We start from the raw sequence: 16,431 nt of genomic DNA, 5'->3' as shown, positions 1-16,431 counted from the left end.
AATTTAATTTGTGCGTATAAATTTTACAGTCATGCAGGTGCCTTGCCCTTCAACAGAATCAACACTAAGCGTGCCGTGAAAAAGCTGGATTATTTTTTGGGTAACATATAAGCCGATACCGCTCCCTGCAAAAGAGTGCGAGTTGTTTCCGCGGTAAAATGATTTAAATACCAGGTCGAGATCGTCCCTGGGTATCCCAATGCCCGAATCAATGATCTGCATGCGAATCAATGACTCATCAGCATAGAAATTACACTTAACGGGCCTTTGATCCGAAAACTTAAAGGCATTGCTGATTAAGTTATTTAAAGCGATGAAGAGCAACTGATAATTAGCCGGTATCGTTAACATTGATTCACTTTCAGGCATATGTTCAATGTTAACCTGCAATGCGCCCTGTCTTATTTTATTTGCCCAATAGTCCTGCAGTTCCCACAACAACTCGTCTACCCGCACGGGGCCTTGTTCGGCAATGGTATAATCCATATCTACCTGGGCAAGTTCCATTAACCCTGATATAGTGTCCCGCAATCTTTCCGATTCTTCTAACACCAGTTGCAGTGTTCTTTTATTTTCTTCGGCGCTGGGTTCTTTGCGCAGGGCAAGCTCCACCTCGCCAATTATAGTTGTTATAGGCGTACGCAACTCATGCGATGCGTTAGCCACATAGGTCCGCTGCAATTCAAAGGCGTTTTCCAAATGCTCCAGTAATCTGTTAAAATTATTGGCCAGTTCGCTTATTTCGTCTTTGCCCTTACCTTCATTTACCCGCAGGTGCAGGTTAGTTGATTTAATAAGCTGCATTTGCTGCACTACTTTTTTTATTGGCGATAATGTGTTTTGCGCCAACCAGCGGCTCACCAGAAACAAAGTAGCGGTTACTATTAAAAAAACAATAACCATCGCATCAAATATCGCGTCGAGCTGACGTTTGCCCGTGCTGTCCATGGCGGAAACCAGTATAACAAAATTACCCTGGTTGTCTTTATAATAAATACCAACTACCTGGTTGCCTTTACTGCTATACGCTAAATAATTACGCCTTCTTACAGCTTCTATGGTTTTATGATCCCAGTATTGTTCTTTATCGCTGATAAACGCCGCACTGTTACGGTCGTCATAAATGCGGGTTACCTCGCCATGCAGGCTTTTTAAAAACCGATTTCTGACCCGGCTTAACGAGTCGGGCGTTATTTCGTCGGCTTTCAGATAAAGCTGTGCCGCTGTGTTTGCCCTGTCATTTAAGTGCGTGTAAAAGTCATTGCGGACAATGGTGTAAACAGAGATGTAAAGCGATATCATAACTGCCAGCAATATGCCGGAGCCTATTAACGTAAAGTAAAGCGAAAGCCTGTCCTTTATTTTCACCTTTTAAGCCTCTTCTGTTTTAAATATATACCCTTTGCCGATAACGGTGTGGATGTACTTTTCGGTAAAACCTTTTTCTATTTTATTGCGCAGGTAGTTTACATAAACATCTACCACGTTGGTACCGGTATCAAAAGATATTCCCCATACCTTCTCGGCAATGGTTTGTCTTGATAATATCTTGTCATTGTTGTTCATCAACAATTCCAGCAAGGCACATTCTTTAGTGGTTAAAATTATCTTCCGGCCTTCGCGCTCAACAGAATTATTTGCGGTATTTAAGGTTATTTTCCCAAATGTGATGACCGGGGCAGTGTCCGACATATTGCGCCTCAGCAATGCGTCAACCCGGGCCTGCAGTTCTTTTAAATGGAACGGTTTAACCAAGTAATCATCAGCGCCGGTATTTAAACCGGTGACTTTATCGTCTACACTATTGAGCGCAGTAAGCATCAATATGGGTACGGTTTTATTTTTTTGGCGAATATGGCGGCAAACCTCGATACCGGTTAAATAAGGCAGCATCACATCCAGTATAACCAGGTCATAAGGTTTGTTTGCAAACCGCCTTACAGCCTCTGCCCCATCAGCGGCAGTTTCTACCACATGATGATGTTCTTCGAGCGTCTTTTTTACCAGAGCAGATACCCGTTCTTCGTCTTCAACTAAAAAAATCTGTGCCATACCGTAGCAAATATAAGTGGTTTATAGCCTATAATGCTGTTTGTTATAATGATCTTACCGGTTAAGAACATTCGTCAACCAGCATCAATATGGAGTGATAGTTTTTTCCAACAGCTTCCGACAGGGCTATTTCGCAGGTTTTTGATGAGGAATAATATCCGTCAAAGCTGTTAGCTCTAACTTCGGCTGCCTCGGGATGCGTGGCCGACTGCGTGAGTTCCGGGTGAAGAAAACCCCTGTCGCCTGCCATGCCACAGCAACCGGCAAAAACGGGCTGGCTAACCTTATTTGCAAAAGTTGCGGCAATTTTTGCAAACCGGCTTTCCAGCCCCGGCATTTTTTGCAGGGAACAAACCGGATGTAAAACAATACTTTGTTTTTTATTAACGATAGTAATTTGCGGCATCACATAATCATGAATATAAGCAACACTGTCAATAATTACCAGCTGATCAAACCGGGCCTTGTTTTCATCGGTTAATACCGGCCGGCAATGCGCTAATGTTTGCGTGCATGAGCTTATGTCTAAAACTACCGGCAGTGTTCCGCCATCGGTAATTGACCAAAGTTTTTCCACGGTTTGATTAGCCGTATAGGCATAAGCATCTTTAAACCCTTTTGACGAATAGATCTGTCCGCAGCAATTATTTTCAATACCGGCTGGAATGATAACATTGATGCCCGCTTTAGCAGATACATCCATAAAAGTTTGCATTACTCCTTTTTGACCGCCCTGGCTCTCGCCCATTGCCCGGGATATACATGCCGGGAAATAAACCACCGAACGGGTATAGCTATTTTTATATAAGTTTTTTGGAATTGGCCCCGCCAATGCCAGCTGATTGGACCATAACGGAAACGCCGGAATAACACCGCGTAAAGCTTTGGTAAGCGTGAACATTGCCCGCCGCCCAAACAGCTTATTGATAAAAACACCGGTTGACAAAGCAAATCTTACCAGGCTATATACTGTTTTGAAATGCCGGGCCGTATATAGCGCCAGTTTGTTTGCTATACCCGAGTGATTTTCCCTGCGCAGGCGCTTTACCAGATCGCCGGTGTTAATATCAACCGGGCAGGCTGTGGCGCAAAGGCCATCTACCGCGCAGGTATCCAATCCTTCATATTGGTACTGTTGCAGCAACTCGGCATACTGGCCATTGTAACCTTTACCTTTAAGTTTAATCAGTTCGCGGCGCACCACGATACGCTTGCGGGGCGTAAGTGTAATATCACGGCTTGGGCATTTATGCTCGCAAAAACCACATTCAATACAGCGGTCTACCTCTTCTTCAACCTGCGGCAAATCTTTCAGGTTTTTTATATGGGCTTGTTTATCGGCATTAATAATCACACCCGGATTAAGCAGATTGTCCGGGTCAACGGCTTCTTTAACAGCTTTCATTACCCGGTAAATCTCGCCGCCCCACTCGGTTTCAACAAAGGGGGCCATATTGCGGCCGGTACCATGCTCTGCCTTTAAAGCGCCGTTATATTTTTTTATAACCAGGTTAACTACATCCTGCAAAAAAATGCTGTACCGTTCTATTTCGGCAGCGGTATCAAATGCCTGTGTAACCACGAAGTGAATGTTACCGTCCTTGGCATGTCCAAAAATAATGGCGCGCGTATAACCGTGTTTTTTAAACAACAATTGCAGGTCAGCTATGCCATCACCCAGGCTATCAACCGGGAAAGCAATATCCTCTAAAATTACACTGGTGCCGCTGGCCCTGATGGCGCCTACAGCCGGAAACATGCCTTTACGCACTTTCCAAAACAAGGCCTGCCGGGACGGGACAGACGTAAATTCGGCCTGATTTAATAACTGCAGATCATTGGCGATAGCCAGGAAGCTATCCATTTGCAGCTTTAGTTCGTCCTGTGTATTTCCCTGATATTCTACTAATAAAGCGGCGGCATTTTCTGGCAGTGTTTTTATTTCCGTGGGCATGCCTTCTATGTTTTCTATAGATTGCAATGAGGCGCGGTCCATCAGCTCGACCGCCGCAGCCCCCGAGGTTGTTAATGGCGAAATAGCCCGGCAAGCCGAATAAATGTCCGGGAAATATAACATCGCCGTCAGCTTTTCGGGATAGTCATTTACGGTTTCAAGCACGGCTTCGGCTATAAAGCCCAGCGTACCTTCGGCGCCTATTAACAGGTGCGCCAGGATATCCAACGGTTCCTCAAAATCTATAAAAGCGTTTACCGAATAGCCTACTGTATTTTTTGTTTGGTATTTGTTCCTGATCTTATCATAAACTTTGGCATCGCTTAAAATTTGTCCGCGAAGCGCTGTTAATATACGGTGTAACTGCGGAGACTCTTGTTTAAATCTTTCATAATCTTCCGCAGCTTCCGTAGTGTATGTTTTGCCATCAGGTAATATAAACCGAATGTATTTTACCGTATGATAAGAGTTTTTACGTACACCACAGCACATACCGCTGGCGTTGTTTGATATAATGCCGCCCATCATAGCAGCATTGATGCTTGCCGGATCTGGGCCTATTTTACGCTGGTATTTTTTGAGATAGGTGTTGACATTGACGCCAATTGCGCCGGGCCTTACCCTAACGGTTTCGCCGGCGTTTTCTATGGTTATCCTGTTCCAGTGCTGGCTCAGGTCAACCAGTATCCCGTCTGTAACAGACTGGCCCGATAAACTCGTGCCGGCCGTACGAAATACCAATGGGATACGGTGTTGTTTGGAAAATGCAAACAGGCTGACAATCTCCTGTTCTGACTTGGGAAGTACGACGGCTTTGGGCCGTAAATAATAAAACCCGGCGTCAGAAGCTGATGCTACCAGATCAATCAGATCTGTCTTTATCCGCCCGGCCGGCAGTATTGCTTCCAGTAATTTACCAATTTTTAAATCCACTATTAAGATGGTGTTTTAAGATCAAATGGCTTCCCGGTAGCCAAAAAGCGTTGCTAATTTAAGGCATTCATCCAAAGGTAGTATACCATCTGATGAAGTTGTTTCAAATAAACTCGACGCAGCGGCGCAAACGCCCAGCCTGAGGCTGTCTTTTATATCCCAATCATTATGTACGCCGGTTAGTACACCCGCGGCAAAAGCATCGCCGGCGCCTGACGCACCCATGATCTTATCTGACGGTATTTTGATGCTGGCCTGGTAATGTGAGCCGCCATCTTTATTAACGGCAATAACTGCCTGTGGAAAATGCAGGACAACCCATTGGTTTACCCCCATAGCTACTATTTTACGGGCGGCCTCATAGCAATTGTCTAAAATGATACTGCCGTCGGCATCTATGGTTTGTACATCGGTTATCATACCTGCCTCATATTCGTTTACAAACAAATAATCAATGTATGGCAATGATGGCGGTATCACATTTTTAAAGCGGTTAGACCGCTCACTTACAATATCTGCTGATGTTATAAGGCCCTGTTCTTTAGCGTCTTTCAACACCCTGGTTCCGCGGGTCGTGCCATCGGCTTCCATAATGTCCAGCTGGTCAAGCAACAGTAGATAACCCAGGTGGAAGATCTTATCCTGTGATATCGAGAAATCAAAATCCTTAATATTCAGCAAAGCGTTTGCGCCCCGCTGATGAAAAAATGTTCTTTTACCGGTGCCCTGCACGCTCATTACATCGGTGTAAGAGGTACGGGCCTTTTTAGTTTTATGGATCTGCGCGGTGTTTATCCCCAGGCTTTGGCAATGGCTGATGATACGGTTACCGCGATCATCATCGCCGACCAAACCGACGCCACTAAGCGGGAAATTGACTTTTAGCCTGGATAGCCCCATGATAACGTTATACGCCGAGCCGCCATTACAGCTGCTTTCGGTTAGAATGTTCGCCAGCTTTTCTTCGTCCGGATACACGTCTATCACTTTTACCTGGTCAATTATCCAATTGCCGCCAACTAAAATGCCGTTTCTCATCGCTTATTTATCGCTTAGTAATTTTACTATCGGTGGTTCATCCTCTACAATTTCGGCATAGCGGCCTATATTAGCATCAGCAAAAAAATTATCATTCAAGTCGTCATTTGCCGTTGATACTTCGCCGATAATGCATTCATCAGACGCGGGGTAAAACTCATGCCATATACCCGGCTCAATAGTTATCCGCTCGCCCGCCTGCAGACTAAGTTCATCGCCTGATTTCACGGTTTGAAAATTTCCGTTCACTTTCATCCGGAAAGTTTCATCTGTTTCACCATCTGCCGGGTTCCGGGCCCATAATCTTATAATTAGCTCGCCGGTGCGGCAAATAATATCTTCTTTCTTTTTTTTATGCGTATGCGATGGGGTGGTTTGCCCCCTGGCTGCGTACATCAGTTTTTCACAGTATTCGGCTTCTTCAGCCAGGTTGATCAAGATCAGCCCATAGTTTGAAAACTCGCCCAAACCAAAATCAGTAACATCCCATTTTGGTTGCGGCGGTAATGCCCAGCCGTTTTGTTTAAAAAACCTGCCTGAGGTTACTATCGCCCCGTTTATTTCTGATCGTTTCATGCGGGTTGTTGTTGATGATAAATCACTTTTTCTACCGAGCTATTAGCAAAAGATTTAAGCGCCGCGTCAAAAACATAATGGCTGGCAACAGCCTCATCAGGAGTTACACAGCCAAACCGGCCGTTTAAAAACCCTTCGCGCTCCGCTACGTAGCCCGCCAGCATTTGCATAAAACAATCTGCAAAGCCGGGCTCAAAGATACCGCCGGTTATAGTAGGAAACGGTACGCCTTTAAAACCAAGATCGGTACGCTGCCAAAACTGCTCGCCTTCAAACCTGAAGGTCCATAAGGCTTTGGTATCCTTGGTACTATATTTCACGCCGCCTTTGGTGCCAAATATTTCAATGTACCAGGTATTGGTCTCGCCCGGGGCAATTCTTTTCATCTCCAGCAACATGGGCACCTGCTTGCCGTCTATGATAACCTGAGTATTTAAAGTAGCATTGTTCCAGGTATCACAAACGGCCATGCCGCCTTTGCCATCCGGGCGTTCGGTAACTATTTTTTGCAGATTGGCATAAACCAGCTCCGGTTTCCAGCCCAACCTCAGCGGCACATGCAACACATGCATGCCCAGGTCGCCCATTACGCCAATTTCACCACAAAATTTAACTTGTCTTTTCCAGTTGATGGGTTTGGTGGGGTCAATATCGCTCGAGTGTAAAAACCCGGCTTTAACCTCAATGATCTCGCCGATACGGCCAGATTTTACCTCGTCAATAACCCGTTGCGGGCCAGGCAGAAAAGGCATTTCAGAGCTGCACCTGACAAAGCGGCCCAATTCTTCGGCTTTATCCCTGATCGCTAACGCTGCTTCCAGGTCTATCCCGAAAGGCTTTTCGGCAAGCAGGTCTTTGCCGGCTTCCAATACTTCCAGGTAAAATTCTTTATGCAGGTTATGCGGCAGCGCTACGTATACCATATCGATATCCGCGCGCCCAAGCAGTTCTTTATAATTAGTGGTCAGTAAATCAACTGTGGGGATATTTTTATACCAGGCTAATACCTCCTCATTTAAATCGCAAACAGCTTTAAGCTCAACCCTGGCGGGGAAATCATTTAATGCAAACCAACGCCCGAATGCGCTGGCCGCTTCTTTACCCATTAAACCGCCGCCTATAATTCCAATATTGAGTGTTTTCATCAATTCCATCTAAATATTCTGATTAACTATTTAGCAGATGCATAACATCTGCCGGTTTTGCGCCTTCATGTACCAATGCCATCAGGGCTTTGGTCATACCGGCCGGATTAGCATGCTGTATTACATTGCGGCCATAAACAATACCTTTTACACCCTGCTGCATTAAGCCGTAAGTTCTGTCCATAATTTCCTGGTCACTGGCTTTACCGCCACCACGCACCAATACAGGGATATTACCCGCAATTTCAACTATACGATGGTATTGGGTAACATCATCGGTCGGGTCGGCTTTAATGATATCTGCTCCCAGTTCAACACCCTGCCTAACCAGCGGGATGATCTTCTCCGGATCACCATTTACCATATAACCGCCCGCATCGGTATTAGGGCGAAACACCAGTGGCTCGATCATTAACGGCATAGCATATCGCTCGCAAACCGGTTTTATTTTAAGTATGTTCCGGATACATTGATCGGCTACCTCGGGCTCGCCGGGGATACTAAATAAGTTCACCACTACACAGGTAGCGTCAAGGCGCAATGCCTGCTCAACCGGGTTTTCAATCATGCGGCTGAATAAGGTACGTGGCAGATCTTTACCATATACATTGGCGACATCGGTACGCAAAACCAACGAGGGTTTATGGCGGCCGGGGATTGATTGCAGGTATTGTGCCTGTCCTATGGTTAATTGTATTGCATCGGGCGCGGCATTTACCAGGACGTCGACAGCTTTCTGAATGTTTTCTATACCATTTAAAAACGGATATTCATTAAAGAATCCGTGATCTATAGCTACGTCAAAACAGTTCCCTGACTTGCCGTTAAATAATCTATTTAATCTGTATGATTTCATTTTTCAAAGGTGTTTTTAGCGTTGTATTTCGGTTGGGTCTCAATTTTTTATTTATGTGTGGCTGACAATTCAATATCCATTACACCACCCGCGAAATGTATTTATAAGAAATGGTATTGAATTTATAACTGGTTCCGTTTAGTAATACAGACCTAAGATAAATGGAAGATGGCGATTTTTTCAATACATTGATTATAAACTTTTTGCCACTTGCCATATTAATTACTGTCTGTTTAAAAAGCGGCGTCCCCAGCTGGTAATTATCAGACACCGGGTCTACCGGGTAAAAACCAGGCACTCCAAAAACATACCAGGCACTCATCTGGCCCGAATCATCATTACCACTTAAACCGCCGGGGCCATCGGTATATTCTTCCTCACGGATCTTATTTACTATCTGCCGGGTTTTCCAGGGATGGTTGGTAAAGTTGTGCATATACGGTGTTTGGAGACCGGGCTCAGTCGCTAACGGGTCCATAAAAACCAAACATAGAAAAGTTATCTTGTATATACAAGTAAATATTTAAAGTTTTTAGCCACTGTCTGCGTTACTCCAAACCAACAAAATATGCTATATTTGTGTTGCTATCGCCTAAATCCATGAGCAAAAAGGAAGTAATCCATTTATATAAAAAAGTAATTGAAGACCTTAAATCTTTAATTGAAAAAGGCGAGTACAAAAAAGGCGACCTTCTGCCATCTGAAAACGAGCTTTGCCGGTCATACGATACCACCAGGGTTACGATAAGGCAGGCACTTTCTTCATTAGCCAATATGGGTTATATTACCCGCAGGCATGGCAAAGGCAGCATTGTTTCCGAACCCAAAAGTGGCTTGGGCATCCTGTCATTAAGCGGTGTAACAGCGGGGATTGGCAATCATAAGTTAACCACTACCATCTTACAGAAACCTGTTAAACAAGCGTGGCCCGATGACTTTTTTTATGAATTGGATGAGGCCGAAGCTGAAGCGGGGTGTATTTTCTTCTCCCGGTTAAGGCATATCGACAATATCCCGGTTTTATACGAAGAAACACATATTTCTAATGTTGACCTGCCTCATTTTTCGTCAAGGAATTTAGAGAACAAGTCTTTGTTTAAAATTTTAAAAGAACATTATAAAATAGAAGTTAAAGAGGGCGAGCAAAAGATATGGGCCATACATGCCGATAAAAATATCAGCGGCTTACTGAATATTAAAACAACGCACCCTATTGTGCATATGAAAAGGCGCTTACAAACCAATAATAAAGGGCTTAGAATATATTCGTCGCTATACTGTAATACCGAAGAAAATTTTTTGCAGGACAGTTTCTAACGGGCCGAACTAATCTAACCGGTCAATCCGCACCCAGTCCATTCCGGCTGCTATGGCGGATTGTACACCGGGGTCGCCGTCCTCAAACACCAGGCAATCTTTAGGGTCAACACCCAGTTTTTTTGCTGCTGCCAAAAACGGATCAGGGGCAGGCTTGCCGTGTGGTGTTTCACCAGCGCAAACCAGGGTTTCCACCAAATCGGCAATGCCTAATACATTTAAAGTTTTCTCAACCGCTTCGCGTGATCCACCGGAAACAACGGCTATCCTTACCTTGCCTACGTGAGCCTTTAGATGGTCGACAACGTGCTCAACGGGAGTTATTTTGCTGATATATTCATCGTGATACAATTGCTGTCTTACTTCAGCAAATTCCTCGGGATCCATGTTTGAGCTATAACGTTTATTGATCTCGGCTACCACAGCAGGCACCGGCCAGCCGGCCAGTTCATCAATGATCTCGCCTGTAATAGTTACGCCACGGTCGGCTGCTACTTTTATATAAGTTAGGGCATGGGCGTGCATATTGTCGGCAAGGGTACCATCACAATCATACAAAAATGCTTTGTAGCGGCCGTTGCTTTTATTTACCAGTTTGTCGTATTTAGATAGATCAGCTGTTTCCATAGGCCGCAAAATTAAAAAAAATGGCGCAGGGTTTTGTAAGCTCCCTGTAAGGAAAGGTAAATTAAGCTCTATAACTATAAAAGTTTATGAAGCCCGCGACCCAGCTAACTTTAGGTGCAAACCGGCACCAAAATGTTCAGCATCCAATTTTAATACATCAGTAAACAATTTAACTGCATTGTCCCATTGCTCCAAACCCAAATGGCCCAAACCTTGTATGTACAGGCAATGCGCCTTGTTACGGATGTCCAGATCATCGTCAAAAATTAACAGATTGGGAAGCGATACCGCGAAATAATCGATTTTGACTTTATCATTTAAATGCTTTGCACCAAATTCAACCAATTTATTAAATATCCGGGTTGCCTTATCAGCATCGCCCAATTTTTTCCAGGCCAGGCCCTGGTAAAATATTTTGTCGGGTTGCTGGTCGTTATAAAAAATAGCTACCGACGGCTCATCCAATCCTTTAGTAGCTTCCCCGAAATATTTCTTTGATTTTTCCAGTTCATTTAAACCTTCATACGCGCATCCCAGCCAATAAAATAGATCGTTTTCGGCCGCACCAAAAAGCTTGCCCTCGCCCAGGTTACGCGGGTAAGTTTGCGCTTTTTCCAATAATGAAATAGCTTTTGCAAATTCGTTGTTATTTAAATGCCGGCGTGCCAATTCAACCAGGCTGTACACATATTGTCCTGAAGCTTTACCTTCTCCGCCCTCCCAGGGGTGAAACTGGCGCTGGCTAATTAAACTTAATGCTTTTTCGTTATCACCTAAAAAATTATAAATAGCCGCGCGTTCTAAATAGATATCGTCGCGTTCCATAGTTGTTGTTAAATTATCCTCTAACAACTTAAGCCGCCCGGCAGGTGCTTTATTAAGTCGTTTATATAATTGATCCAACTCCATCAATACGCGTGCATCGGTTTTATCCAAAGCAAAAGCTTTTTCAAAATACACCAACGCTTTATCATGTTCATTACGTTTATTAAAATAGGCTATCGCTAAATTCCTTAATACCGTCGGGAAACTCCCGTCCAGCTTGGCAGATGCCTCCCAAGCCATAATGGCATCATCATATTGCCCCTTATCATACCATAAATTGCCCAAATAATAAGGTGCTTTTGCATCATCAGGATTTAATTGGGCTGCCAATTTAAGCACCGCAATATCTTCCAGTCTATCCGGAAAACAAAGATATGGATCAGCAGCGGCCGCCTCTTTAAGCAACTCAAATGCCACTTGTTTGCTGCCCGACTTGAATTGAAAATAACCCAGGTAATAATATACCATCGGGTTAGTATTATTTCCAGCTACAGCATATTGCAGCAAATCATAAGCTTCGGTATATAACCCGGCAGCGGCATAATCCAAAGCGTATTCAATAAAGTTTTGATACCAGCCCCTTGATAATTTTAGTAATTCATCTAAGTATGCTTTTGCCTGTTGGCTTTCGCCGGATTGCTGTGCCGAGAGGTTCAATTCATACAAAGCGCCCAGATTAAACTGATCACGTTTTAAAGCCGCTTTAGCTATCGCTACTGCTTCATTGGCGTTATTGTTTTTACGATAAGCTGCCGATTTTAAAACATAAGCCTTGCTGTTATTGGCATTACTGTCAACGGCCGATTGGATATGATCCAGCGCCAGATCATAATCCTCATTAACCAAATCCAACTGCGCAACCATGAGGTAGCCGCTGCCTTTCCAGGCGTTGCTCCATGTAGCTTTATAAAACATATCATAAGCCCCGGTATTTTTATGCTGGTATTTGAGGGCAAGGCCTAAATTATAATAGCATTCACTATCATACGGGTTAGGGTTTCGCTGGATGCTGGTTTCAATCGCCCTGCGAAAACATGGTTCGCTTTTAGCAAACTGGCCGCGGCGCAGGTACCATAACCCCAGGGCATTGTTGTTGCGGATATCTTTCGGGTCGCGGCGCAAAGCTTCTTCATAGTAGGGCACCGGGCTATAGGTGGCGTGTCGATATTGCTCCAGATGCTGCCCTGTTAAAAACAACTGCTCGGTATTTTCAACTTCATGCGGTAACAATGCCGGTTTGGCCGCTTGCGGGGTGTTATTTAACTTGTTACTTACCGGGTCATATTTTATTAGTTCTTTCCCTTCCGGGGATGTTATTGTTAAGAGCAGGCGGTTTTCGTCAATATTTGCGGCATTGATACTTTTGGTATAAACTTGTTCAGGAACGATAGCTGTTACTTCTTCAAACAATGTCTTACCTTCATAACTCAGTTTAATTTTCAGGGATTTTTGCGCTCCGGTTACATAAACTTTAAGGTCGATAATTCCGACCTGATAATCGAGTGCCAATAAAATATCCTTGCTGGCATTTTTTACTACGCCCAGTTCGCGGTAAGGTAAAAAGTATTGGGTAAAGTGTTTTTCCTCATTAGGCATCAGCCAGCTAAAATCAGGTTGATTATCGGTAAACATGCCGGTCATCAGCTCTATGTACGGGCCGTCTTCGTCGGTAAGGTTACGATCCCATGCCTGTCCGAAATCACTGTGCCCCCAGGTCCACTGTTTTTTGCCCGGTGATACATGATGATTGGCCACATGCAGCAAACCGGCCTGGGTATCATGTTCATATCCGCCCACAAAATCATACTCCGAATTAATAGCCATATACGATGTAGGCACCGGGATATTTTTATATCTCGAAATATCGGTACCCGGCGAATAATCGACCTTATAATACGTACCTGTAGCTATAGGGAAGGTTGATACATCACGCTTGCCATGGTCGAAAACCGCGTTAACATCAGGCGGAAAAACCGACTGGTAATCATCATTTACTTTAACCGCCGGGTTGGCCCACCATAAAAAAGTTTGTGGCAGGGTTGAGCGGTTATAGAGTTTTGCTTTAATCTCGATATAAGCCTTATCAGGATATAAAGTAAAGCCCGCCATGCCTTTGGTGTGGAACATGCGCTCTACTTCATTCACCCAAATAGTTTTGCTGCCGTTGTCGTTTTCTTCAATTTTATAGTCTACCGGCTCAAAAGTGCTTGGGCGGTGATGTTGCGGCCAGTTAAACTCGATACCGCCCGAAATCCACGGACCGGTCAAGCCTACCAGAGCCGGTTTAACCACCTGGTTATAATAAATAAAGTGGCGCTCTTTGATCTTATCGTAAGCCATCTGGATGCGGCCGCCCAACTCGGGTAATATCATGATTTTGATATACTTGTTCTCTAAAAACAGGCCTATGTATTCTTTATCTTCTTTCTCATCAAATATCTTTTCTATAACCGGGTTGGGGTACACTTTGCCGCTGCTGCCCTGGTATACCCGTTTCTCAAAAAACATCGGGTTTTTATCGGGTTTGCCAATACCGTAAGTGGGGATGATTACTTTTTCTTCCCAGATATTTACATATAATTCACTCATGGTAAATGCTGTTAATGTCTTATTAAATTGTCTTCCAGCTCCTCCAAAGTTTGCCCCTTGGTTTCTTTGACCTTTGTTTTGACGAATAAAAATCCGCAGAAACAAATGGCCGCGTACAGGTAAAACGGCCCGTAGGTCCCCAATACTTTAGCCAGTATGGGGAACGTAAATACTAAAATAAAATAAGCTCCCCATAATGATACCACCGCTACGGTAGAAGCTTCGCTGCGTATTTTATTGGGGAATATTTCTGAGATGAGCACCCACGTGATGGGCGCAATAGAGGTAGCATATATGCTGATAGCCAGCAACACCAATATGGATATGATACCGGCAGCGAGGTGGCTCTGTAAGGAAAATGCTAACGCGATATAAAGTACCGATAAGCCCAGCGAACCAATCAGCATCAGCGGTCGGCGGCCCAGTTTATCAACCTGCCACATGGCCAGCAGTGTAAACACCAAGTTTACAATACCAATGGAAACCGTTTCAAAAAGCTGCTGATTCAGGCTTGACCCAACCGAAGCAAATATGGTTGAAGTATAATTAAACACCACATTTATCCCGCAAAACTGCTGGAATACTGCCAGTGTAATACCTACCAAAACTGCCGGGCGAACAGCTTTTGCAAATACGGCTTTATATGATTGTTTGGTGGCCCCACTTAATGATTTTTCTATCGCCTTTAATGTGGTGTTAACAAATTCAGTAGCGCCTATTTTACTCAATACCTGTTTAGCCTTATCGGGCTTGCCGGCTTTTACTAACCAGCGCGGGCTTTCAGGCAGCCAGATCACGCCGATTAAAAATATAGCGGATGGTATCACACCCAGTCCAAACATCCATCGCCAGGCATCAACGCCCTTATCGGCCAGAAAATAATTGCAGAGGTTGGTGATCAGGATACCTAATACAACGGTTAACTGGTTGATAGCTACGTTCCGTCCGCGGACAGATGCCGGAGAGATCTCAGCAATGTACATGGGGCAAAGCATAGAAGCCATGCCCACACCGATACCCGCAGCAAACCGCATAATCACGAAAAATACCAAACCTTTGGATAATGCTATGCCTAATGAGGATACCGCGAAAATAAAGGCCGCCACCATCAAACCGGGTCTGCGGCCATACTTTTCGGCAATGTTGCCGGCCAGCAGGCAGCCGGCAATACAACCCAGCGCTAACGACCCGGTCAAAAATCCTTCCCAAACGGGATCCAGCAAAAACTCTTTGCGCAGGAATGGCAATGCACCGGATATCACCGCGAAATCAAACCCGAACAGATACCCGCCCAGCGCTGATATAAAAGAGATCCCGGTAATATAAACGTTGTTAAACGGTTTGATTTGGTTTGTCATTTTATAAAATTGGTTAACTATTTTACGGACATAAGCCCGAATTTTAAATTGATAAACTCATCATAAACATGATGCTTAGGCAGCAATGCCAGTGGAAATTCGGGCCTGTTCATGCTATCCGGATAATACTGGCATTCAAGGCACAGGCCCTCAAAAGGCTGGCAAGTGCGGCTATTGGTATTCAAATATTGGCTGTTTAAATAGTCGCCGGTATAGCAAAACATACCGGGGTAGGATGTGGTCACCGTCAAGGTCCGGCCCGACGTCGGGTGGGTCAATTTGGCCGCGAATGGCGCGTTGTTATTCAAGATATAGTAAGCATTTATACCTTTGGGCCGGCCAGCTTTAATGGCTATTTTATCACCCAACCGCGTGTTATCAAACAAAACAGCGGCTGGTATAATTTTTCCTGTGGGGATATAATCATCACCGGCGTCAACAATTTTACCTGCGTTAATTTCAAGTTGATGGTCCAGGATATCAAGCCCGCCGTTTGATAAATTAAAATAAGCGTGATTGGTAAAATTGGCGAAAGTATCCTTATCGCTTACGGCTTTATAGTGGATGTTGAGGGCGTTAAGATCGCTCCAGGTATAAGTTACCCGCAGGCTCAAATTGCCGGGGAAACCACCGTCGCCGTCATTGCTGTGCAACACCATCACCAGTTCTTCGTCATTTATTTCGAACCCAAAAATCTTGCTGTTGAAGTCACTTGCCCCGCCGTGATTTGTATTTACGCCGTCATTAGCCTCTAACTCATAGGTACGTCCATTCAAATCAAACCCGGCGTTACTGATCCGGTTGGCATAGCGGCCTATGGTTGAACCGATATAGCAGGTATCATGCAGATAACCATCCAAATCAGGAAAGCCAATAATAACATTGCCAGGCGTTGAATTTCTATCCGGTACGTTAACGCTTACCAACGTTGCTCCGTAATTGGTTATTTCAACAAAAGCGCCCGCGCTGTTTCGCAGCGTAAACAGAAAAACATCTTCGCCATGCGCTGTTCCCCATGCCTTACGGGTAATAGTTGTACTCATATAGTTATATCAGGACAAATGGTTTTAATTGGTGGAATAAAAGTAGTGCCTAAAACCCTTACTAAAATGGATAAAATTTATTATTAAATGGACAATATTACCATAGGCAATAAAAAAG

The 16,431-nt window shown here is 44.4% G+C and carries 13 protein-coding genes; 1 reads left to right on the top strand and 12 read right to left on the bottom strand.

Annotation, left to right across the window (positions count from 1 at the left end):
* Positions 1-3: 3 nt before the first annotated feature.
* The 8 genes from LJ658_RS07395 to LJ658_RS07360 all read right to left on the bottom strand — a co-directional run bounded on the left by LJ658_RS07395 (position 4) and on the right by LJ658_RS07360 (position 9,032).
* On the bottom strand, positions 4-1,368 hold the full coding sequence (locus tag LJ658_RS07395) for a HAMP domain-containing sensor histidine kinase (RefSeq protein WP_230545840.1): 1,365 nt from the start codon (positions 1,366-1,368) through the stop codon (positions 4-6).
* A 3-nt stretch (positions 1,369-1,371) separates the two neighbouring features.
* A complete protein-coding gene (locus LJ658_RS07390) occupies positions 1,372-2,052 on the bottom strand; it encodes a response regulator transcription factor (RefSeq protein WP_230545839.1) in 681 nt (226 codons plus the stop codon).
* 61 nt (positions 2,053-2,113) lie between these two features.
* Positions 2,114-4,939: an FAD-binding and (Fe-S)-binding domain-containing protein gene (locus LJ658_RS07385; RefSeq protein ID WP_230545838.1), complete on the bottom strand. Its 2,826-nt coding sequence runs from the start codon at positions 4,937-4,939 to the stop codon at positions 2,114-2,116.
* A 21-nt stretch (positions 4,940-4,960) separates the two neighbouring features.
* A complete protein-coding gene (locus LJ658_RS07380; RefSeq protein WP_230545837.1) occupies positions 4,961-5,977 on the bottom strand; it encodes a carbohydrate kinase family protein in 1,017 nt (338 codons plus the stop codon).
* A 3-nt stretch (positions 5,978-5,980) separates the two neighbouring features.
* Positions 5,981-6,553, bottom strand: coding sequence for a D-lyxose/D-mannose family sugar isomerase (locus LJ658_RS07375; RefSeq protein ID WP_230545836.1), 573 nt, complete (start codon positions 6,551-6,553; stop codon positions 5,981-5,983).
* Complete coding sequence (locus LJ658_RS07370) at positions 6,550-7,698, bottom strand: Gfo/Idh/MocA family protein (RefSeq protein ID WP_230545835.1); 1,149 nt, start codon at positions 7,696-7,698, stop codon at positions 6,550-6,552. Before LJ658_RS07370 ends, LJ658_RS07375 begins: the two co-directional genes overlap by 4 nt.
* A gap of 22 nt (positions 7,699-7,720) precedes the next feature.
* Complete coding sequence (locus LJ658_RS07365) at positions 7,721-8,554, bottom strand: class I fructose-bisphosphate aldolase (RefSeq protein WP_230545834.1); 834 nt, start codon at positions 8,552-8,554, stop codon at positions 7,721-7,723.
* Positions 8,555-8,633: 79 nt separating this feature from the next.
* The gene (locus LJ658_RS07360; protein ID WP_255670475.1) at positions 8,634-9,032 is read right to left on the bottom strand and encodes a glycoside hydrolase domain-containing protein; all 399 of its coding nucleotides are present in this window, start codon (positions 9,030-9,032) and stop codon (positions 8,634-8,636) included.
* Positions 9,033-9,154: 122 nt separating this feature from the next.
* Between LJ658_RS07360 and LJ658_RS07355 the strand changes: the two genes are divergently transcribed.
* On the top strand, positions 9,155-9,871 hold the full coding sequence (locus LJ658_RS07355) for a GntR family transcriptional regulator (RefSeq protein WP_230545832.1): 717 nt from the start codon (positions 9,155-9,157) through the stop codon (positions 9,869-9,871).
* 9 nt (positions 9,872-9,880) lie between these two features.
* Here the strand turns inward: LJ658_RS07355 and LJ658_RS07350 are convergent, their stop codons facing one another.
* The 4 genes from LJ658_RS07350 to LJ658_RS07335 form a co-directional block, all read right to left on the bottom strand.
* Positions 9,881-10,498: an HAD family phosphatase gene (locus LJ658_RS07350; RefSeq protein WP_230545831.1), complete on the bottom strand. Its 618-nt coding sequence runs from the start codon at positions 10,496-10,498 to the stop codon at positions 9,881-9,883.
* Between the two features lie 84 nt (positions 10,499-10,582).
* On the bottom strand, positions 10,583-13,912 hold the full coding sequence (locus tag LJ658_RS07345) for a DUF5107 domain-containing protein (RefSeq protein WP_230545830.1): 3,330 nt from the start codon (positions 13,910-13,912) through the stop codon (positions 10,583-10,585).
* An 11-nt stretch (positions 13,913-13,923) separates the two neighbouring features.
* Entirely contained in the window at positions 13,924-15,270 is a 1,347-nt protein-coding gene (locus tag LJ658_RS07340) for a sugar porter family MFS transporter (RefSeq protein WP_230545829.1), read from the bottom strand.
* Positions 15,271-15,287: 17 nt separating this feature from the next.
* A complete protein-coding gene (locus LJ658_RS07335; RefSeq protein ID WP_230545828.1) occupies positions 15,288-16,313 on the bottom strand; it encodes an aldose epimerase family protein in 1,026 nt (341 codons plus the stop codon).
* Between the last annotated feature and the right edge of the window lie 118 nt (positions 16,314-16,431).

This window comes from Mucilaginibacter sp. UR6-11, from assembly GCF_020880695.1.
GTDB lineage: Bacteria > Bacteroidota > Bacteroidia > Sphingobacteriales > Sphingobacteriaceae > Mucilaginibacter.
The sequence above is the reverse complement of the archived record's forward strand: the minus strand, read 5'-3'. Positions and strand labels throughout refer to the sequence as shown.

What these genes read in the sequence shown, in the direction of transcription:
- LJ658_RS07390 (WP_230545839.1), bottom strand. Translation starts at nt 2,052, where the DNA reads ATGGCACAGATTTTTTTAGTTGAAGACGAAGAACGGGTATCTGCTCTG.
- LJ658_RS07380 (WP_230545837.1), bottom strand. Translation starts at nt 5,977, where the DNA reads ATGAGAAACGGCATTTTAGTTGGCGGCAATTGGATAATTGACCAGGTA.
- LJ658_RS07375 (WP_230545836.1), bottom strand. Translation starts at nt 6,553, where the DNA reads ATGAAACGATCAGAAATAAACGGGGCGATAGTAACCTCAGGCAGGTTT.
- LJ658_RS07370 (WP_230545835.1), bottom strand. Translation starts at nt 7,698, where the DNA reads ATGAAAACACTCAATATTGGAATTATAGGCGGCGGTTTAATGGGTAAA.
- LJ658_RS07365 (WP_230545834.1), bottom strand. Translation starts at nt 8,554, where the DNA reads ATGAAATCATACAGATTAAATAGATTATTTAACGGCAAGTCAGGGAAC.
- LJ658_RS07360 (WP_255670475.1), bottom strand. Translation starts at nt 9,032, where the DNA reads ATGGACCCGTTAGCGACTGAGCCCGGTCTCCAAACACCGTATATGCAC.
- LJ658_RS07355 (WP_230545832.1), top strand. Translation starts at nt 9,155, where the DNA reads ATGAGCAAAAAGGAAGTAATCCATTTATATAAAAAAGTAATTGAAGAC.
- LJ658_RS07350 (WP_230545831.1), bottom strand. Translation starts at nt 10,498, where the DNA reads ATGGAAACAGCTGATCTATCTAAATACGACAAACTGGTAAATAAAAGC.
- LJ658_RS07345 (WP_230545830.1), bottom strand. Translation starts at nt 13,912, where the DNA reads ATGAGTGAATTATATGTAAATATCTGGGAAGAAAAAGTAATCATCCCC.
- LJ658_RS07340 (WP_230545829.1), bottom strand. Translation starts at nt 15,270, where the DNA reads ATGACAAACCAAATCAAACCGTTTAACAACGTTTATATTACCGGGATC.
- LJ658_RS07335 (WP_230545828.1), bottom strand. Translation starts at nt 16,313, where the DNA reads ATGAGTACAACTATTACCCGTAAGGCATGGGGAACAGCGCATGGCGAA.